General features: G+C 67.3%; 18 protein-coding genes. 7 read left to right on the plus strand and 11 right to left on the minus strand.

What is annotated here, in order from left to right:
* Positions 1–58: 58 nt before the first annotated feature.
* Positions 59–1159 carry a linear amide C-N hydrolase gene (locus ACE3QW_RS04755; RefSeq protein ID WP_374250663.1) on the minus strand — a complete coding sequence of 367 codons (1101 nt, stop codon included), beginning with the start codon at positions 1157–1159 and terminating at the stop codon, positions 59–61.
* A 238-nt stretch (positions 1160–1397) separates the two neighbouring features.
* Between ACE3QW_RS04755 and ACE3QW_RS04760 the strand changes: the two genes are divergently transcribed.
* The 4 genes from ACE3QW_RS04760 (at position 1398) to ACE3QW_RS04775 (ending at position 6247) form a co-directional block, all read left to right on the plus strand.
* Positions 1398–1694, plus strand: coding sequence for a YtcA family lipoprotein (locus ACE3QW_RS04760; RefSeq protein ID WP_374250664.1), 297 nt, complete (start codon positions 1398–1400; stop codon positions 1692–1694).
* Positions 1695–1697: 3 nt separating this feature from the next.
* On the plus strand, positions 1698–2747 hold the full coding sequence (gene mdtN, locus ACE3QW_RS04765) for a multidrug transporter subunit MdtN (protein ID WP_029557377.1): 1050 nt from the start codon (positions 1698–1700) through the stop codon (positions 2745–2747).
* Positions 2731–4644 carry an FUSC family protein gene (locus ACE3QW_RS04770; RefSeq protein WP_374250665.1) on the plus strand — a complete coding sequence of 638 codons (1914 nt, stop codon included), beginning with the start codon at positions 2731–2733 and terminating at the stop codon, positions 4642–4644. Before mdtN ends, ACE3QW_RS04770 begins: the two co-directional genes overlap by 17 nt.
* A gap of 259 nt (positions 4645–4903) precedes the next feature.
* On the plus strand, positions 4904–6247 hold the full coding sequence (locus ACE3QW_RS04775; RefSeq protein ID WP_051679437.1) for a TolC family protein: 1344 nt from the start codon (positions 4904–4906) through the stop codon (positions 6245–6247).
* Positions 6248–6350: 103 nt separating this feature from the next.
* Here the strand turns inward: ACE3QW_RS04775 and ACE3QW_RS04780 are convergent, their stop codons facing one another.
* Positions 6351–6827: an Lrp/AsnC family transcriptional regulator gene (locus ACE3QW_RS04780; RefSeq protein WP_024280136.1), complete on the minus strand. Its 477-nt coding sequence runs from the start codon at positions 6825–6827 to the stop codon at positions 6351–6353.
* A 128-nt stretch (positions 6828–6955) separates the two neighbouring features.
* Between ACE3QW_RS04780 and alr the strand changes: the two genes are divergently transcribed.
* On the plus strand, positions 6956–8095 hold the full coding sequence (gene alr, locus ACE3QW_RS04785; protein WP_374250666.1) for an alanine racemase: 1140 nt from the start codon (positions 6956–6958) through the stop codon (positions 8093–8095).
* Positions 8096–8127: 32 nt separating this feature from the next.
* The gene (locus tag ACE3QW_RS04790) at positions 8128–9381 is read left to right on the plus strand and encodes a D-amino acid dehydrogenase (protein WP_374250667.1); all 1254 of its coding nucleotides are present in this window, start codon (positions 8128–8130) and stop codon (positions 9379–9381) included.
* 111 nt (positions 9382–9492) lie between these two features.
* Here the strand turns inward: ACE3QW_RS04790 and ACE3QW_RS04795 are convergent, their stop codons facing one another.
* From ACE3QW_RS04795 to ACE3QW_RS04830, 8 genes are all read right to left on the minus strand, one after another.
* Complete coding sequence (locus ACE3QW_RS04795) at positions 9493–10215, minus strand: ABC transporter ATP-binding protein (protein WP_374250668.1); 723 nt, start codon at positions 10213–10215, stop codon at positions 9493–9495.
* A gap of 10 nt (positions 10216–10225) precedes the next feature.
* A complete protein-coding gene (locus tag ACE3QW_RS04800) occupies positions 10226–11017 on the minus strand; it encodes an ABC transporter ATP-binding protein (RefSeq protein ID WP_374250669.1) in 792 nt (263 codons plus the stop codon).
* Between the two features lie 8 nt (positions 11018–11025).
* On the minus strand, positions 11026–11979 hold the full coding sequence (locus tag ACE3QW_RS04805) for a branched-chain amino acid ABC transporter permease (protein ID WP_374250670.1): 954 nt from the start codon (positions 11977–11979) through the stop codon (positions 11026–11028).
* A gap of 96 nt (positions 11980–12075) precedes the next feature.
* The gene (locus ACE3QW_RS04810; RefSeq protein ID WP_374250680.1) at positions 12076–12951 is read right to left on the minus strand and encodes a branched-chain amino acid ABC transporter permease; all 876 of its coding nucleotides are present in this window, start codon (positions 12949–12951) and stop codon (positions 12076–12078) included.
* A 30-nt stretch (positions 12952–12981) separates the two neighbouring features.
* Positions 12982–14121: an ABC transporter substrate-binding protein gene (locus ACE3QW_RS04815; RefSeq protein WP_374250671.1), complete on the minus strand. Its 1140-nt coding sequence runs from the start codon at positions 14119–14121 to the stop codon at positions 12982–12984.
* A gap of 35 nt (positions 14122–14156) precedes the next feature.
* The gene (locus ACE3QW_RS04820) at positions 14157–15092 is read right to left on the minus strand and encodes a 3-keto-5-aminohexanoate cleavage protein (RefSeq protein ID WP_374250672.1); all 936 of its coding nucleotides are present in this window, start codon (positions 15090–15092) and stop codon (positions 14157–14159) included.
* On the minus strand, positions 15089–16030 hold the full coding sequence (locus ACE3QW_RS04825; protein WP_374250673.1) for a 3-hydroxyacyl-CoA dehydrogenase family protein: 942 nt from the start codon (positions 16028–16030) through the stop codon (positions 15089–15091). The genes ACE3QW_RS04820 and ACE3QW_RS04825 overlap by 4 nt, the downstream gene beginning before the upstream one ends.
* 79 nt (positions 16031–16109) lie before the next feature.
* Positions 16110–16952: a cyclase family protein gene (locus tag ACE3QW_RS04830; protein ID WP_374250674.1), complete on the minus strand. Its 843-nt coding sequence runs from the start codon at positions 16950–16952 to the stop codon at positions 16110–16112.
* Positions 16953–17087: 135 nt separating this feature from the next.
* On the opposite strand from ACE3QW_RS04830, the gene ACE3QW_RS04835 reads away from it, so the two are divergent.
* Entirely contained in the window at positions 17088–17864 is a 777-nt protein-coding gene (locus ACE3QW_RS04835; RefSeq protein WP_374250675.1) for an IclR family transcriptional regulator, read from the plus strand.
* A gap of 161 nt (positions 17865–18025) precedes the next feature.
* Here ACE3QW_RS04835 and prpB read toward each other — a convergent pair.
* Positions 18026–18863: methylisocitrate lyase (gene prpB, locus ACE3QW_RS04840; RefSeq protein WP_374250676.1), on the minus strand; the 838-nt coding region annotated here is incomplete at its 5' end.

Raw genomic sequence — 18863 nt, forward strand, 5'->3', positions numbered from 1 at the left:
GGAACCAGCACTGATACCGCGCCGGCCACGCCGGCCGCTTGTTTGCTCGCGGACCGGACTACGCGTCCTTGAGGGCCCCGGTGGCGTCCGCCGGAAGCCCGCTGAGCCGGCGCAGCGGGATGACCTTCGGGGCATCCACGCCCGCGAGCGCGCCGAGGTCGAGGCGCGTGTAGTTCATGCCGGCGTAGTCGCGTACGAAGAACAGCCGCCGGCCGAGGTCCGAAAGGCTGGTCCAGCAGGTAAATTCCGTGGCGTAGGGGTGGGCCCCATCTTCCTGGAGGCCGGCCACCTCCATATGGCCGCCGCCGGAAGAATCGATCGAGACCCCACGAGGCCGATCGAAATTGTTCATCATGTGGGCGAGCGCGCAGACCGCCGCATCGGGCGTGTCGGCCTTCTCGGCGAACTGGGCATAATAGACGGCCCGCACGAAGCGCCCGACCGAGGTGCTCGACGAGGGGAGACCGGCCGTGGCGATGCCGGAATCCGGCTGGTGCGCCTCGTAGCCGCCGAAGGTGGCGGCCGAGCGATCGACGTTGCTGAGGAAGGTGTAGTTGTCGAGATTGGTCAGGTGCCAGTCGAAGCGGGGGCCGTTCGTCATCACCCCGACGGGGTTGTCGTAAAGCTGCATCTCGCCCTTGTGGAACTCGATCACGAGCGAGGCGCCCGAAGCATCGTTCACCACATAATGGAAGGGCGAGACCGCCCCCTGCAGAATGGACAGGGCCTCCAGGACGACCGGCTGCGTGCCGAGCGCCGCCTTCACCTCCGCCACGCACGCGAACCGGCCCAGCACCCAGCTGCCGAGGTCGGAGGCGGCGAGCACGGCACGCGTCATCTCCACCGCCTGCCCCCGGCCCGCGGCGGACGGGTAGGACAGCACGCTGAAGGTGACGCCCTTGTCGTTCAACCCCTCGATGACCTTCAGGTCCGCGATGCCGAGCGGCGCCTCCGGCGTCGGCAACCGCCAGGGCATGGTGATGGCAAGAAAGGCGTGATCGAGCGTATAGGCGAGAGACGGATGGCCGGAGACCTCCGAGCTCACCGAAAAGCCGGCCGGGAAGTAGGCCAGCTCGTACGGCAGGTCGACGGTCAGCTCGAGCGTGCGGCCGAGGTATTTCCGACCGGCTGAGTCGCTGTAGACGAGCGCTGTGCACATGCCGGCGTTTCCCCCGAAGCTGAAGCCTCGCACCGTGCGGGGCACGACATTTGGTGGCATATTTCGTGCCGCGCGCAAAGGCCGCGTACAACCGCGCTTCGCAGTCTTTGCCGTTTGATTTACCGTTAACCGTTTGTTAAGATTTGAAGATGGGACGACGCACGGGAATACCGCCTCGAGGCGACCTCCATCCCTGTGCGGGTTCAGTGGCGGAGGATCGTCCCGAGTGTCCCATCGATTGATCCGCGATATCGGCAGGGGCATCGGCGGCATGAAAAGCCTCCCCGTCACCGTCGTCATGGCCATGGCGCTCGGCGGCTGCGTGCCGGCTGGCGCGCCGTCCATTCCCTTTTTCGGCGCCTACTTTCCGTCCTGGCTGCTGTGCGCCGTCATCGGAATCCTCGGGGCGCTGCTGGTGCGGGTGGTGCTGGTCCGCCTGGGCATCGACGACGTCATTCCGGCGCGTCTTGCCGTCTATGTCTGCGTGGCGGCGGGCATCGGCTTCCTGGTCTCGATTGTCAGCTTCGGGCGGTAGGTTGTGGAAGAGTCGGAGCAGGCCCATCCCCGGCGCGCGGTCGGTGTCGTCGTCAGCCTCGTCGCGGTGGCGGCTGCCGTGGTGTTCGGCTGGCGCTATGTCCGCAACGCCGAACTCAATCCCCTCTCCCAGGACGCGGTCGTCACCGCCGATACAGTCAACGTCGCGCCCGCCGTTCCGGGGCGCATCGCGCGGATCGAGGCGAAGGACAATGGCAGCGTAGGCAAGGACGCGCTCCTGTTCGCGCTCGATGCCACCTCCTACAAGCTGCAGGCCGAGCAGGCTGCCGCGGACCTCAGGATCGCCGAGGCGGCGCTGGCGGACCGGGAGCGCGCCGTATCGGCCGCGCGCTCCAACGCCGTGATCGCGCAGGAGCAGGTGGCACGCGCCCGCTCCAACCTGGACCTCGCCAGCCAGACCCTCTCGCGGCTGGAGGCGCTCAGGCCCAAGGGCTATGTGAGCGCCCAGCAGGTGGACGACGCCGCCACCGCCAAGCGAGACGCCGAAATCTCCCTCCGGCAGGCCCTGCACCAGCAGGCGGCGGCCGACGCCCTGGTGAGCGACGCGGCCGCCGCCGCGGCCCTGGTGGACGCGCGACGGGCGGCGCTGGGGCTGGCGCAGAGGGCGCTCGCCGATACCGAGGTCCGCGCACCGTTCGACGGCAAGGTGGTGGGCCTCGCCGTATCGCCGGGCGAGTTCGTCATCTCCGGCCAGTCGATCTTCACCCTCATCAACACCGGGGCATGGTACGTCTCCGCCGCCTTCCTCGAAACCGAGCTGCCACGGATCGCCCCCGGCGATTGCGCCACCGTCTATGCGCTGGCGGACCGCGACCGGCCCATCAGCGGCCGGGTGGAGGGGATTGGCTGGGGTGTCGCGTCGGAGGAGCTCATCAAGCTGCCGCGGACCATGCCCATCGTGCCGAAGTCGCTGGACTGGGTGCGTGTCGCCCAGCGTTTCCCGGTGCGCATCCGCCTCATTGATCCGCCCGAAGGCCTCATGCGCATCGGAGCCTCCGCCACAGCGACGGTGCATCATGGCAGCCGCTGCTGACCGGCCGTGGCCGGCCATGGCGCGCCAGGCGTGGCGCGACCTGCTGCCCTTTCCGGGCCGCTTCGGACTGGCATGGCGCGTGGCGCTGCTGTGTGCGCTCGTGGCTGCCGTGGCGATGCTCTACAAGGTGCCGGAAGCCGCCATCGGCTGCTATCTCGTGATCTTTATCGCGCGGCCCGACGGAGCGGAGTGCGTCGGGCAGGGCATCGGCCTCATCATTCTCGCTGGCGTCGTCGTGCTCGCCATGGCCCCCCTGATCGCGGCGACGGCTGACAATCCGATGCTGCGCATCGCGATCCTGGCGCTCCTCTCCTTCGTCTTCGTGTTCCTCGGCGCGGCCTCGCAGCTGGGCGAGATCGGCTCCATTATCGGCCTCGTCATCGCCTTCGTGCTGACCCTTGTGGACCAGCTTCCGGCGGGCGAGATCGCGACGCGCGGCCTGCTCTATGCCTGGCAGATGGCAGCCATGCCGATGGCGCTGATGATCGTCTTCAACATCGTGCTCGGCACCCCACCCCACCGCCTGCTGCGCCGGACGGTGGCCGAACGCCTGGCGGCGGCCGCCGATGCCCTGGCGCTGTCGCCGGCCGCCGCACCGGGACGGCTCGCGGCGCCCCTCGCCGAAGGCATAAGCGCCGACGGCCAGAAAGTGATGCTGGCCCGCCTGTTCCACACCGCTCCCTCCGCCGAGGTGACGTGGTTGTCGGGGGCCGCGCGCACCAGCTACCAGCTGCTGCTCGCCGTCGCCGCCCTGCCGGCCGGGATGACGGAAGAGACGCGCGCCCAGCTCGCCGATCACTGCCGCAAGGCCGCCGGGCACGTCAGCGCGGGCCGGCGACCCGAGGCGCCGCAGACGGATGCCGCGCCCGAGAGCGAGACCCCGGTGGACCCGACGCCGGGGTCCGCCGCCCAAGCCGCCGTCACCGCGGCGCTCGCCGGCCTCGCCCGGGCGGACGGCGGCACCCGTGCGGTGGCACCCAAGCCCCCCTTCCTCGCGGTCGACGCCTTCACCAATCCCGACTACCAGCGCTATGCCCTGAAGACGACGGCGGCGGCGATCATCTGCTACCTGACCTATTCGCTGATCGGCTGGCAGGGCATCCACACCGCGATGATCACCTGCTACGTGGCGGCCCTCGGAACGACGGCGGAGACTGTCCACAAGCTGGCGCTGCGCATTTCCGGATGCCTCCTGGGCGCCGGGCTGGGCTTCTTCTCCATCCTGTTCGTCATCCCCCACCTGGAATCGGTGGGTGGGCTGATGGTGCTGGTTTTCCTCGGCATCCTCCCGGCGGCTTGGATCTCGTCGGGCAACGAGCGCATCTCATACGCCGGCGTGCAGGTCGGGCTCGCCTTCCTGCTGACCATCCTCAACGGGTTCGCACCGAGCCTCGACATGTCGGCGGGGCGCGATCGCATCGTCGGCATCCTGCTCGGCAATCTCGTGGTCTATCTCATCTTCACCGGCATCTGGCCGAAGAGCGCCGTCCTCGACGTCCGGGCTCGGCTGTCGCGGGCTCTCGACGCGCTCGCGCGGCTCGCGGCACGGGAGCCTGGGGAGCGCGCGCAGGCGGTGGACGACGCGTCTCTCGTGGAGACCGAGGCGGAGAAGGCGCGGCAGCAACTGCTGCTGCTGCCGTTCGAGCCGGCGTGGCTGCGCCCGGCGCGGGTAAGGATCGCGCGTCTCGACGCACTGATCGCGGACGTGCGCGCGGCGCTGCCGGTTCTCCTCTTCGCCGGAGCGTCCTCGCCGGAGATCTCGGCGCACTTCGCCCGCGCCGCGGAAGAGGTCGCCCGGGGCAGCGGCGGGGACCTGCCCGACAGGAGCGAGGCAGAGGGCGATCCCGGCGTGCTCGCGGTGCTTGTGCGTCGCATCGAACGGCTGGCGGCAGGGTGACGGAATGATGCGTCAGCCACCTCGCCCACAGCCAACGGTCCTCAAGGATATCGCGCGCCACGCGCTCCTGATGCTGGCGTGCATGCTGCTGGCGGCCTGCGCCCTCAACGCGCTCGACAGCGCGCCGGCCGATCCCGCGCAGCCCTGGACACCCAGGCAAGCCGAGGCGCCGGCTTCCGCGCCCGCGGCGGACGATAGGGCCGCGGCCACGGGCACGGGAGCGACTTCGGCATCCACAACACCGGCGCCGAATTTCGCCGTGCCCCCCGAGCCCGCCGCAGCGCTGCTGAAGCCGACGCCCGATATCTCGCCGGGCAGGACCTACGGCCTCGCCGAGCTGATCGATCTCGCCCAGAGCCAGAACGCCGCCACCCGCATCGCCTGGCAGCAGGCCCGGCAGGCGGCGCTGGCGGCGGGCATGGTGGAGGCGACCTATGTGCCGCTCATCACCGCCAACGTGATCGGCGGCTACCAGAGCTTCACCAATCCGCTGCCCCTCACCATAGGTAATGTCAATCAGGTGCAGAGCTCGGTTTCCGGGCTTTCGCCGCAGGTGGCGCTTCAGTGGCTCGTCTTCGACTTCGGCCAGCGCAGCGCGCTGCACCAGACGGCGAAGGAAAATTCCAACGCCGCCAACGTGCTGTTCAACGGCGTCCATCAGAAGATCATCTACGATGTCACGCGCAGCTATTTCCTCTACGGCGCCGCGCGCAGCCGGGTCGACGCCGCCACCCAGACCCTCGCCAACAGCCGCGACATTCTCGATGCGGCGGAGGCGCGGCTGAAGAACGGCATCGGGAACACGGTGGAGGTGGCGCAGGCGCGCCAGCAGATGGCGCAGTCGCGCTTTGCCCTCGTGCAGGCCGAGGGTGGCGAGCGCGATGCCTATCAGGTGCTGCTCGGCGCCGTGGGGGTGAGCCCGGTCACGCAGATCCGGGTGCGGCCGGCGACTGGGCGCAGCCTGCCCGAGAGCATCGGGACGCCGACGGAGAAAATGATCGAGGCCGCCCTTGCCCGCCGGCCGGACGTGCTCGCCTCCTTCTCAGCGATGAAGGCGAGCCAGTCGGGCATCGCCGCAGCGCAGGCGGAATTCCTGCCCAAGGTTTATCTCAGCGCCGTGGCCGCCACCGGCAATACCAGCCTGTCGGCGTCCGGGTTGCCGAACATCGGGCAGATCTCCTCGGCGTCGGGCGTGATGGTCGGGGCGACCGTGCCCATCTTCGACGGCGGGCTCAGGGCGGCGCAGGTGCAGAATGCGCAGTCCCTCGCCGCGGCGACCGAAGCGGGCTTCGAGAAGGTGCGGGACACGGCCGCCCGCGAGATCGTCGCCAGCGCCAATACGCTGCGCTCGGCGCTCGCCTCCTACCGCGCGGCAAGCGCCCTCGCGGACGCCGCAGCCGTCACCTACGACGCGGCGCTCTCCGCCTACAAGGCGGGGGTGGGCAACATCTCGGTGGCCACGGCTGCGGACAGCGGTCTTCTCGTTGCCCGCCAGGCCCGCTCGGATGCCCACGCCGCCTCTCTGGCCGCGGCGGCCAACCTCGCCTTCGTCCTCGGCGCCATGACCTCGCGCGATGTTCCCATGGGATTGGTGGCGCGGTAACACCGCTCTGCCCCGATTGCGCCGTGAGATCCGGGGCCTGGACGAGCGGCGACATGCGCGCCTCCGCTCGCCACACCTGAGCGCGGGCGTTGTAGGGGCGTTCTCAGGCGGTTCCGCTGCGCCGAGGACGAGCGCGGGTGGCGAGCACGTTGCGGATGGCGAAGCTGGAATGGATGCGCAGCACGCCCGGCAGCGTGGAGAGAATATCCGTATGCACCCGCTCGAAATCCCCGGCGGTCTCCACTTCGACCCGCAGGCGATAATCGGCGCCTCCGGTCATCAGGTAACACTCCCGGATCTCCGGATATTTGCGGACGGCGCTCTCGAACCGGCGCAGGAAGTCTTCCGTCTGCCGTTCGAGGGTAATGTCCACCATCACCGACATGCCGGCGTCCGGGGAGGTGCGGTCGACGATGGCCGTGTAGCCCTTGATGGCGCCACTGGTTTCCAGAAGACGGATGCGTCGCAGGCAGGAGGACGGCGAGAGGCCGACCTCCGCCGCAAGGTCCGTGGTGCTGATGCGCGCGTTCAGCAGCAGCTGGCGGATGATGGCATGGTCGATGGCGTCCAGACTGCGCATGCGTGATTCTTCGAATTCATGCCAAAATGTTGCGTCGATACGATCATATCGCAGCTATCGCGCACATAAAGCCCGGATTGTGCGCAGTCCTTGCGCTAGCCTTGTTGCAGGTCGCTAGAGGGCGGACGATGCACGGCACAATTCCACATTTCGACACGAGCGCAGCCGCTGGTGGCGTGCTGACCATCGATTGCCGAGCGCTGGCGGACAACTACCGCCGGCTGCGTACGCAGGTGGCGCCCGCGCGGGCCGCGGCGGTGGTGAAGGCGAATGCCTATGGTCTCGGTGCGCTCGATGTGGTCCCCGAGCTGATCGCCGCCGGCTGCCGGGATTTCTTCGTCGCCCATCTGGGTGAAGCGCTGGAGCTGCTGCCCGCGGTGCGCGGTGAGCATGGCGCGCGAGGCTTCGCCCAGCCCCGGCTTTACGTGCTGAACGGCCTCATGCCCGGTTCCGAGGGGGCGTGCGCGGCGGCGGGCATCGTTCCGGTCATCAACAGCCTGGACCAGTTGGCGCGCTGGGCGCGGACAGCGGCGGCACGGGGCGAAAAGCTGTCCGCCGTGCTGCAGTTCGACAGCGGCATGTCCCGCCTCGGCATGGCGCCCGAGGAGGCTGGTGTCATTGTCCGCGAAGGTCTCGCGGAGGGCCTCGACATCCTTGCCATCATGAGCCATCTCGCCAGCGCGGACGAGCCGCACAATCCGCAGAACGACGACCAGCTGCGGGTCCTGCGGACCATCGCGGCGGCGTTTCCCGATGCGCTGGTGTCCTTCGCCAATTCCGGCGGCGTATTCCTCGGCGCGGACTATCACGGTGCGCTGGCGCGGCCGGGCATCGCGCTCTATGGCGGGGCGCCCACGGCGGCCGGCAAGAATCCCATGCGCCCGGTGGTACGGCTCGATGTTCGGGTGATCCAGACCCGGACCGTGCCGGCCGGTGCACGCATCGGCTATGGCGGCGCCTTCGTGGCACCGTCCGCCATGCGCCTTGCCACCCTCGCGGTGGGCTATGCGGACGGCCTGCCGCGCTGCCTCGGCAACCGGGGCGCGGCGTGGTTCGAGGGAATGCGCCTGCCCATGGTCGGCCGCGTTTCCATGGACAGCCTCATCGTCGATGCGACCGCCTTGCCGGAAGGCGCGCTGGCCGAGGGCGCGCTGGTAGAGCTGATCGGCCCCCATCAGAGCCTTGAGGATCTCGCCGCCGCCGCAGGCACCATCTCCTACGAGCTGCTCACCCAGCTCGGCCGCCGCTATCACCGCCGCTATCGCTGACGGCGCGCCAACACATCGCAAAGAGAACTCACATGAACATCGTCGTGCTCGGAGCCGGCGTCATCGGCATCACCTCCGCCTATTATCTCGCGAAGGCCGGCCATTCGGTCACGGTCATCGACCGCCAGCCCGGACCGGCGCTGGAGACGAGCTTCGCCAATGCCGGCGAGGTCTCGCCGGGCTATTCCTCGCCCTGGGCCGCGCCCGGCGTGCCGGTGAAGGCGATGAAGTGGCTGTTCATGAAGCACGCGCCGCTGATCCTGCATCCCACCGCCGATGCCGCCACCTGGCGCTGGATGCTGGCCCTGCTCCGCAACTGCACCGCCGAACGCTACAAGGTGAACAAGGGCCGCATGGTGCGCCTCGCGGAATACAGCCGCGATCGCCTCGCCGACCTGCGGGCCGAGACCGGCATCCGCTATGACGAGCGCATGCAGGGCACTCTGCAGGTGTTCCGCACGCAAAAGCAGATCGATGCCATCGCCAAGGACATCGAGGTGCTGCGTGCCGACGGCGTGCCGTTCGAGGTGCTGGACCGTGCCGGCTGCATCGCCGCCGAGCCGGGGCTGGGTGAGGCGGCGGAGCGCATCGTCGGCGGCCTGCGCCTGCCGGGCGACGAGACCGGCGACTGCTTCAAGTTCACCGAGGCGCTGGCGGACCTCTGCCGAGGGCTCGGCGTCACGTTCCGCTTCGGCGTGGACATCCGCGGGCTGAAGCGCACGTCCGGCAAGGTGACGGCGGTCGAGACCGGAACGGGTGACGTTGCCGGCGATCTCTTCATCGCCGCGCTGGGCAGCTATACGCCGGCGCTGCTGGCGCCGCTCGGGCTCCGGCTGCCCATCTATCCCGTGAAGGGCTATTCCATCACCATGCCGGTCGTGGACGAGGCCCGCGCGCCCATCTCCACCGTGATGGACGAGACCTTCAAGGTGGCCATCACCCGCCTCGGCTCCCGCATCCGCGTGGGCGGCATGGCGGAGATCGCCGGCTTCAACCGCGACCTTCACGACGCGCGCCGCGGCACCCTGCTGCATTCGGTAGGCGACCTGTTCGCCGGGGCCGCGGATACGCGGGAGGTCAATTTCTGGACCGGCCTGCGGCCCATGACGCCGGATGGCACGCCGATCATCGGTGCCACCTCCTGCTCGAACCTTTACATCAATGCGGGGCATGGCACGCTGGGCTGGACCATGGCGTGCGGCTCGGGCGCGGTGCTGGCGGATCTCATCGACGGCCGCCGCCCCGCCATCGAGGCCGGCGACCTCGCCCTCTCCCGCTACGCCTGAACGGGGGGCGCGAGCCCCCTGTCGCCGCACCTGCCGGAGCGCCTCCGGGCCGGCTCCGCCCGGATGGGGTGGTACGCATGCAGAGTTGGTGGCATGGCCGGACCTGCTGCCTTACTGGTGGGCCGCCCCCTGATGATGGCCCAGATAGGCGCTCACCAGCTTCTCGTCGGCCATAAAGCGGGGCCAATCGCCTTCGCCGATCTCGTGGGCGACCCGCCCGGTCGCCATCACATAGGCCCGGCTGGTTGCGCTCGACGCGATGGCGATGTTCTGCTCCACCAGAATGATGCTCATGCCGTCGGCGCGTAGCCGGCCGAGAACATCCAGGATGTCCTTGACCACCTTCGGGGCAAGGCCGGTGGAGGGCTCGTCCATCAACATGATGTCCGGCTGGAGGAGAAGCGCGCGGCCGATGGCGACCTGCTGTTGCTGGCCTCCGCTGAGCAGGTCGCATCGCACGTACAGCTTTTCGCCCACCGCAGGGAAAAGATCGACGATCCGCTCCAGGGTGAACACGCGCCGGCGTCCCCGGCCTGCCCGCTCGGCCAGGGCCAGATTTTCCCGCACCGTCAGCTCGCCGAAGAGGTTCCGGTTCTCAAGCACCACGGCGAGACCGAACCCACTGCGCAGATGCGGCGGGATACGGGTGATGTCCTTGCCGCCCAGGCGGATCTCGCCGTCCCGCGCGGGCAGGAGACCCGCCAGCGTGCGCACCAGCGTTGTCTTGCCGGCACCGTTGGCCCCCACGAGACCGACCACTTCTCCCTTGCCGATGCCGAGATCGATCCCTTTGAGGATTGTCAGCGCGCCGTAGCCGGCGCAGAGGCCCTTCACGCTCAACATCTCACACCCCCAGATAGGCTTCGCGCACGGCCGTATCCTCCTGGACGACCGCCATGGTGCCCGAGGCGATGATCCGCCCGAAATTCAGCACGTGGATGGCTTGCGCCACGCCCATCAGTTCCATGTCGTGCGAGACGAGCAGGATGGCGATCCCCTCGTCCGCAAGGAGCCTCAGCTTCGCGATGAGCACCTCGATCTCGGTGGTGGTGAGGCCCGAGGAGGGCTCGTCCAGCATCAGGAGGCGCGGCCGGCCCTGATAGGCCCGCGCCAGTTCCAGCAGACGGCGCTGGCCGGCGGTCAGCAGCGGCGAGGGCCGGTCGAAGACGGCGCCAAGATCGAAACGCTGCGCGGTCTCGTAAGCCTGCGCGCGCATGTCCGACATCTCGCGCCGCACCGAGGGGAGGCCGGCAAGGCCGGCGAAGAAACCCGAACGGCCGGACTTGAAAGCGCCCACCATCACATTCTCAGCGACGGTCAGTCGCTCGAATATCTTCGGCGTCTGGAAGGTGCGCACCAGGCCGTCGAGGCTTCGCCGGCGCACGCTCTCGGCGCGGATGTCCCGACCGTCGAACAGCACCGCGCCCGAGGTGGGCGTGAGGAAGCCGGAGATGATGTTGAACAAGGTCGTCTTGCCGGAGCCGTTGGGGCCCATCAGTCCCGTAATGCCCACGGGCGGAGCCGTAAAGCTCACGTCGTGAAGCACCTGGAAGCCGCCGAAGCGGTGGGCGATGGCCTTCAGCTCCAGCAGCGGAGCTTCGGACGCGTCGGTTGCGACGGGGGAAGCAGATTTCATGGCGGATTTCATCGTGCGGTCTCCCCCCGGGCGGCTTCGGACCGGCGCTTCACGAACCGGACCAGGCTCCGGCCCACGCCCCACAGGCCGTCCGGGAAGAACACCACGGACGCGACGAGTGCGAGCCCGAAGAGAACGCGGTGGATATCACCGAGCGCGCTCAGAGCCTCCGGCACGAGGCCGATGAAAAGCGCGCCGACGATGACGCCGGCCGGGACCGACGCGCCGCCAATGACGGGGACGAGCAGGAACATGATGGACTTGTCCACGCCGAAGCTGTCCACGTTCACGAACCCCACATAATGGGCGAACAGGCTGCCCGACAGCGCGCCGAGCCCGCTCGACAGCATGAAGATCCAGAGCTTCAGCTGAGCATTGTCGATGGCCATCACCATGGCCGCGTCCGGAGCGTCGCGCATGGCCTGCAGGGCGAGGCCAATGCGGCTGCCCATCAGATTGTGCATGGCGAAGATGATGGCGAAGGCGATGGGCCAGACGAGGTAGTAGAACTTCTCCGGCGTATCGAAGACGAAGCCGCCGATCGCCAGCTTCGGCACGCCAGGCACACCGAGCGTGCCGCCGGTGATGAAGTCCGCCTCGAAATAGATGTTGGTGCAGATGATGCCGAGCGCGAGGGTCGCCAGCGCCAGGAAATACCCCGACAGCCGCAGGATCGGCCGGCCGATGAGCGCGGCGATGGCCATCGAAAGCACGATGCCGATGGCGATCCCCGCCGGCGCCGGCCAGCCCAGCCGCGCCGAGCAATAGGCGCTGGCGTAGCCGCCAATGCCATAGAATGCCGCCTGGCCGAGATTGACGATCCCGCCCTGCCCGAGGAGAAAGCCGACGCCGGCGCCGGCGATGGCATAGAGCCCGCAGAACACTAGGAGGTCCACAGCGTGGCGCTCCAGAAGCAGCGGCAGGATGAGGTACAGGCCGACTGCGAGCGCGAAGACGGACATGGCAGCCGCCGACGGGCGAGAGGTCCGCAACCGTTGCGCAGGCACTTCGCCGGCAATGACAGGCGGAGCCAGAGAGGTCTTGTTCGGCAGCATGGCTCAGCCTCCCTTGCGGCCGGCGCGGCCGAGGATTCCATCCGGAACGAAGATCATGATGACGATGAGCAAGGTGAGGGCGACCGCATCCTTCATCCCGGATGAGACGAAGACGATGGACATCGCCTCGAGGATGCCGATGACGAGCCCCCCCACCAGCGCCCCGAGCGGATTGGAAAGGCCGCCCAAGATGGCCGCCGCAAAGCCCTTCAGCGTGAGCAGCGGCCCCATCTGGTAGCCAACGCCGATGAGCGGGGCGATGAGGAGGCCCGCCAGCGCCGCCAGCAGGCCGCCCAGCGCGAAGGTGGCGGTGCGCATGGCACGGACATTGATGCCGGTGGTGGCAGCGCCGTCGGGATCGATGGAGGCCGCCATCATGGAGAGCCCCAGGTGGGTGTGCCGGTAGAACAGGCGCAGCGCCAGGATCAGCGCCGCGGAGATGGCGATCACCCAGAGGGCATGTTCACGGATGATGGCGCCGAAGACTTCGTACACCTCGTCTCCCAGCGGAGGCAAAAGGTGCTCCTCCCGTCCGAACAGATAGAGCACCCCGGCCGAGAAGGTGAAGCCGAGGCCCACCGTGAGCAGGAGGAAGGATTCCTCCCGCGCCCGCCGCGCGAACAGGGCGCGGATCGGGCCGAGCTCGACGAGGATGGCGATGGCCATCCCCGTGAGCGCGCCGGCAACGACGGCCAGCCAGAGCGAAAGGCCCCATATGTCAGCCGCAAACACGGCCGTGGCTGCGCCGACCACGGCGAGCTCGCCCTGCATGGCGTTGATGACGTGGCTACCCTTGAAGATGACGGCGATGCCGAGCCCCACAAGGGCATAGACGAAGCCGTTGGTGACGCCGGCGAGCAGCGCCTGGGTGAAGAGCATCAAGGCCAAGGGATGTCCCCCTCTTTGGGTTCAGGAACCGGCCTTGAAAGGCAGGCGGACAAACTTGCCTTTGTCGAGCTTCGAGAAGACGTAACTTTTGAGCATGAGCCCGGTCATGTCCTCTTGGGAGAAATCGAACCGGGCCATGGCGCCGTCGAAGGGCCCGCGGATCGCCTCGCAGAGGGCGCCAGGCTGGGCCTCCGGCCCGACCTTGACGAGCCCGGCCGCCACCGCATTGAAGGCATCCCAGGCGCTCGCCTCCATGGTCTTGGGCAGCACCCCGTATTCCTTGCGGAAGGCATCCACGAACGCGGTCTGGCTGGGCAGAGGATCCTCGGCAACGAGGAATTCGGCGAAGACGATGTTGTCCGCCGCATCGCCCATGGCCTTCACATACTCATAGGTGGCGGTGCCGAGAGCCGAGAGGAGCGGCGCGGTGAGGCGGATCTGGCGGGCATTGCGGAAGGGCGTCGCCGAATTGCCGATGACGGCGACGGCGTCGGGAGCTGCGGCCTTCACCTTGGCGGCCTGCGTCGTGGCGTCGGTGGCGCCCACTTCCCACTTTTCCACCGCCACGATCTCCACCGGATAATCGGGGCTCACCTCACGGATCTTCGTCATCACGATGTTGCCGTAGGCGGAATCATGCAGGACGCCGAGTTTCTTCGCGCCCAGCGCCTTGGTCGCGACCTCGAGCAGTGCGCGGGCGTTGAGGTCCTGCGACGGCAGCATGTGGAACACGCAGCGCCGGGTCTTCTCCATGGGAACGCCAAGGCCGGTGAAGGCCATGACGGGGATCTTGGCCGGGTCGGCGACACCGCCCACGGCGAGGGTGGAGGCTGTCAGCGTCGGGCCGATGATGGCCTGCACCTTCTGCGAGAAGATCAGGTTGTTCGCTTTTGTGACCGCGACGTCCGGGCTCGATCCATCGTCCTCCACGATGAGCTGGACCGGTCGGCCGTCGATGCCGCCCTTTTCGTTCACCAGCTTCACAGCCAGTTGCAGCCCGTTGCGCTGCGGGATGCCGGCCCCTGCGCCGGGCCCGGTGGTCGACAGGATGGCGCCGATGCGGATCGGTTCCGCGGCATCAACTGGCTTCCCCGTACCCGCAAGAGCGAGGACGAGCGCGGGCACGGCCAGGAGCGCCCGGCGCGACACTGATTGCGTCATGTTCTTCCTCCCAGATTTTATGATTGTTCGACACTTCAGAAACCGACGCGGTCACCTCCCTTGAGGGCGAGCATCAACCGCGCATCGCTTGGCGTTGCGATCTCGTGGCCGAGCTCTTCCAAGATCTTGCGGACTTTCCTCACTTGCTCGGCATTGTTTGCAGCGAGCCGTCCGCGGCCGATGAAAAGGCTGTCCTCCAGCCCCACCCGCACATTTCCCCCCAGCATGACCGCCTGGGTCGCGACCGGAATCTGGTGTCGCCCTGCAGCAAGCACCGACCAGACATAGTCCGCGCCGAACAGGCGGTCTGCGGTGCGCTTCATGAACAGGACGTTGTCCATTTCGGGACCGATGCCGCCGAGGATGCCGAATATCGTCTGGACAAAGAACGGGGGTTTGACGAGCCCCCGGTCCACAAAGTGGGCGAGGTTGTAGAGGTGGCCAACATCGTAGCATTCGTGCTCGAACCGCGTGCCGTGCTCCTCGCCCAGGAGCTTTAGGATCCGCTCGATGTCGCGGAAGGTGTTGCGGAAGATGAAGTCATCGGTGCTCCGAAGGTAGGGCTCTTCCCAATCGAACCGCCAGTCCTTGTAGCGGTCCGCCAACGGGTAGATGCCGAAGTTCATGGAGCCCATGTTGAGCGAGCACATTTCCGGGCGCGCCGCCAGCGGGGCGGCGAGGCGGTCCTCCACGCTCATATTCAGGCTGCCGCCAGTGGTGATGTTCAGCACCGCATCGGTCGCTTGCTTGATGACCGGCAGGAACTGCATGAAGACCTTCGGGTCCGGTGTCGGGCGGCCGTCTCGCGGGTCCCGGGCGTGCAGGTGGAGGATGGCCGCGCCGGCCTCCGCGGCGGCGATGGACTCGGCCGCAATGTCCTCCGGCGTGAACGGCAGGGCGGGCGACATGCTGGGGGTGTGGATTCCCCCGGTGATGGCGCAGGTGATGATGACCTTGTTGGCCCGTTTCACGCTTCTTCTCCTTGACCGGGCTCTCCTTGGCCGAACTTGCGCACCGCGTCCTTCAGATGGTGAACGAGCGCAGCGCGCAGCTGATCGGCATCCCCCGTCCCCCAGCGACGAAAACCTTCTCCGGACTTCATGCCGAGCCGGCCTCGCGCGACGAGATCGCGCAGATAGGCCGAGGGCGCAGCTTGGCGGTTGAGGGCGGGCAATATGGTCTCATGGATGGCGAGGGTCAGGTCGGTGCCGACGAGGTCCGCATTCTCCAGCGGCCCAAGGACTGCGAGGCGCAGCCCGAAGCTGGCCTTGACCACCGTATCCACCGTCTCGGCATCGCAGATGCCCTCTTCCACGAGGGAGATGGCCTCCCGCCACAGCGCGTGCTGCAGCCGGTTCCCGACGAAGCCCGCCACGTCGCGCCGCACATGGACCGGCTTTTTTCCCGCTGCTGCGAGGATGTCCATGGTGCGCGCAACGACATCCGGCGCCGTCCGGTCGGTCCCGATCACCTCGACCAGCGGGACCAAATAAGGCGGGTTCCACCAATGGGTGCCGAGCGTCCGCTCCGGCCGGGCGAGGCCGGCCATGATGCTGCCGATGGGGATGACGGAGGTGTTGGTGGCGAGAATGGCCTCGGCCGGGGCGCAGGCCTCGATCTCGGTGAACAGGGCGCGCTTGGCGTCGAGGTTCTCGGTCGCGGCCTCGATGACGAGGTCAGCGCCGGCAACGGCGTCCGCGAGCTTCTGGCAAGGCAGAACCCGCTGCGCGGCGGCAGGGTCCTGCCCCAGTGCGGAGAGGTTGGCACCGATGCGCGCGCGCAGGGACGCCAGCGCCTCGGGCATCGGGTCGAACACCCGGACCTCGTGGCCCCGCTCCGCGAATACCTGGGCGATGCCATGGCCCATGAGGCCGGCGCCGACAATGGCTATGATTGGCTGTGCGGTCATGCCCTTCTCCTCCTACATCCACTGCAGGGTGCGACCCGTCCCGGCTGGATGCCGGAACAGGTCGGGTCGGGATACAGCCTCAGAAGGGGGTGCCCGCCTCGATGCGGTAGGCCTGCTGGGGATCCTCGATGGCGACGAGGCGGATGATGCAGCCGTCGCCGCGGTCCCAGTTCCAAGGGAAGAAGGCGAAGGTCACGCGCTTTCCGGTGACGGCATCGAGGTCACCGCCCACATTCTCGATGCCGAGAATGCCGTTGGTGAAGAGCTTGCGGTGGACCGGCTCCCACTCCGGGTGATCCTCCTTCCAGTCCCGTCCGCCGGACCATGCCTTGTATTCTTCGGCAAGGTGAGGATGCAGGGGGCCGTTGCGGTGGGGGCCGATGGCGGTGGCCAGCGGGTGGTCATTGGCCTGGGTATCGTGGCCGACCACCTTCACCCGCTTTTCGACGAACCAGTCACCGGCCGAGGCGACAAAGCCCGGCGCGTAGCAGAAATACTCCGCATTGTCGTCGTAGAGCTTGTGCCAGCCGGTGTTGACGATGACCACGTCACCCGGGCGCACATGCGCCCCTGCGGCCTTCTCAAGGTCGTCGTAGGTGATGGGTTCCCACTTCTTCTTTGGGATCGAAACGACGATCCCGGTGCCGAAGAAATGCGGCAAGGGAACTTCATCGATGAAGGGCGTGCCTTCCACCACGTGGGCCGGCGCATCGATGTGGGTCGTGTTGTGCATCGTGGTGGTGATGCGCTGGGTCAGAACACCAGATTTCGCCATGTAATGGATGCGTTCGATCTGCACATCCTGGAAGTATGGCCAGTTCGGCGACTGGAATCCGAACCGGTGTGACAGATTATAGAATTTAAGTCCCATGTCATTGTGAAGATTCGACTGAAATTGGATGCCACGAATCGTGACAGTCATCTAACGCCTCCCAGCGTCTTGCCCTCGGCGAGGGCGGATCTTTTTCGTTGTTTCCGGGATATGGCGCAGGAAGGGAGTGGTCAAACGGAATGATACATGTGTATTGTAATGCGATACACATCCATGGAGTGGGCGATGACGGAGGATGGAGCGGCCATCCGCGAAGGGGGCGGGATCCAGGTGATCGCCCGGGCGGCGGCCGTCCTGCGGTCGCTGAAGAACGTGCGTTCGGGGCTCAGCCTCGCGCAGATCGCAGGCCGGGTGGGTCTGCCGCGCTCGACCGTGCAGAGGATCGTCAATGCCCTGCTGGAGGAAGACCTGGTGATTTCCGCAGGTCCCGACGGTGGCTACCGCCTCGGGCCGGAGATCCACGCGCTCTCGCGCTCGGGAAAGATCGACATCGTCGAACAGGTGCGCCCCCATATCGTCGCGCTCTCCCAGGCGACGGGCGAGACCGTAGACTTTTCGGTGCTGCGCGGGAGCGAGGTGCTGTTCCTTGACCAGGTGACGGGAACGCACCGGCTGCGGGCGGTCTCGGCGGTTGGGGACATTTTTCCGCTGACGAATACGGCCAACGGCAAATGCTGCCTCGCTCTGCTCGAACCTGAGCGCGCGCGGGCTTTGGTTCGCAAGGAACTCCCGGGCACGAAGCGACTGGACGCCGTGCTCGCAGAAATCGCCGAGGTGCGACGCACGGGCATCGGCTTCAATCACGAGGAACATACCGTCGGGATCAGTGCCGTGGGCATCGGCTTCCGCGATGCCGCAGGCGGAATCTATTCGATCTCCATCCCCGTTCCCACCTCACGCTTTGAACTCGTGCGAGATGATGCAATCCGCCATCTGCAGGCTCACAAGAGCCAGATCATCGAAGAGTTGGGCGCCGGTAACAAAAATTTCCGCGTGGCGTGACTGTCGTGGACGCGAATATTTGACGTAAGGAGAACGGACCGCAGCGAGAACACAGTCAAATTCTGAGAGAGGGCAAATAGGGCAACGTCACGTTGGAGAAAATCCGGTCGGCATCAGAAGAAAAATTCTCTACTTGCGCGATGCCGACCGAAGAGGAATGACTACTCTGCCGCGAGCGTCGGAACCACGGTTGCAACGATCGACGCATCAAGGGCCTCGAAGGTCTTAAGGCCGATGAGATCGTAGAGTTCGGCCCGCGTCTGCATTTCGCCGACCATTGCCTGCGTGGAACCGTCCCGCGCGAGTGTCGCGTAGAGCTTTTCCTGTGCCTTGTTGGCCACCCGCAGCGATGACACGGGCCAGATCACCAGACGATAGCCCATGGCCTCGAACTCGGAAGCGGTGAAGAAGGGGGTTCGGCCAAACTCGGTCATGTTAGCCAGGAGCGGCACGCCGGGCAGGCGGCTGGCGAATGCGCGGAACATCTCCGCATCGTTGAGCGCCTCGGGGAAGATGGCGTCGGCTCCCGCCTCCACATAGAGCTTGGCGCGGGCCACCGCCCCGTCGAGCCCCTCGCTGGCCGCCGCGTCCGTGCGGGCGATGAGGTAGAGGTGGCGCCGGGCTTTGGCGGCGGCAGCTACCTTGGCGGCCATGTCGCGGGCGTCCGCCAGCTTCTTGTCGTTCAGGTGGCCGCATTTCTTCGGAAGAAGCTGATCCTCGATGTGGACCGCCCCGGCGCCAGCATCCTCGAAAGTGCGCACCATGTGCATCACGTTGAGCGCCTCGCCATAGCCGGTGTCGCCGTCCACCAGCACCGGCAGGCCGCTCGCGCGGGCCACCTGACGGATGAAGAAAGCGACTTCATCCACGGTGATGATGCCGAGGTCCGGCAGGCCCATGGACGCCGTCATGGCGGCGCCGGAGAGATAGAGGGCATTGAAGCCGGCTGCCTTCGCCTGCAGCGCAGCCATGCCGTTGTGCGTGCCGGGAATCTTCAGG

Source organism: Xanthobacter sp. (assembly GCF_041911315.1).
GTDB classification, from domain to species: Bacteria; Pseudomonadota; Alphaproteobacteria; order Rhizobiales; family Xanthobacteraceae; genus Xanthobacter; species Xanthobacter aminoxidans.

What these genes read in the sequence shown, in the direction of transcription:
- ACE3QW_RS04755 (WP_374250663.1), bottom strand. Translation starts at nt 1,159, where the DNA reads ATGTGCACAGCGCTCGTCTACAGCGACTCAGCCGGTCGGAAATACCTC.
- ACE3QW_RS04770 (WP_374250665.1), top strand. Translation starts at nt 2,731, where the DNA reads ATGGCAGCCGCTGCTGACCGGCCGTGGCCGGCCATGGCGCGCCAGGCG.
- ACE3QW_RS04780 (WP_024280136.1), bottom strand. Translation starts at nt 6,827, where the DNA reads ATGCGCAGTCTGGACGCCATCGACCATGCCATCATCCGCCAGCTGCTG.
- alr (WP_374250666.1), top strand. Translation starts at nt 6,956, where the DNA reads ATGCACGGCACAATTCCACATTTCGACACGAGCGCAGCCGCTGGTGGC.
- ACE3QW_RS04790 (WP_374250667.1), top strand. Translation starts at nt 8,128, where the DNA reads ATGAACATCGTCGTGCTCGGAGCCGGCGTCATCGGCATCACCTCCGCC.
- ACE3QW_RS04800 (WP_374250669.1), bottom strand. Translation starts at nt 11,017, where the DNA reads ATGAAATCTGCTTCCCCCGTCGCAACCGACGCGTCCGAAGCTCCGCTG.
- ACE3QW_RS04805 (WP_374250670.1), bottom strand. Translation starts at nt 11,979, where the DNA reads ATGTCCGTCTTCGCGCTCGCAGTCGGCCTGTACCTCATCCTGCCGCTG.
- ACE3QW_RS04810 (WP_374250680.1), bottom strand. Translation starts at nt 12,951, where the DNA reads ATGCTCTTCACCCAGGCGCTGCTCGCCGGCGTCACCAACGGCTTCGTC.
- ACE3QW_RS04815 (WP_374250671.1), bottom strand. Translation starts at nt 14,121, where the DNA reads ATGACGCAATCAGTGTCGCGCCGGGCGCTCCTGGCCGTGCCCGCGCTC.
- ACE3QW_RS04825 (WP_374250673.1), bottom strand. Translation starts at nt 16,030, where the DNA reads ATGACCGCACAGCCAATCATAGCCATTGTCGGCGCCGGCCTCATGGGC.
- ACE3QW_RS04830 (WP_374250674.1), bottom strand. Translation starts at nt 16,952, where the DNA reads ATGACTGTCACGATTCGTGGCATCCAATTTCAGTCGAATCTTCACAAT.
- ACE3QW_RS04835 (WP_374250675.1), top strand. Translation starts at nt 17,088, where the DNA reads ATGACGGAGGATGGAGCGGCCATCCGCGAAGGGGGCGGGATCCAGGTG.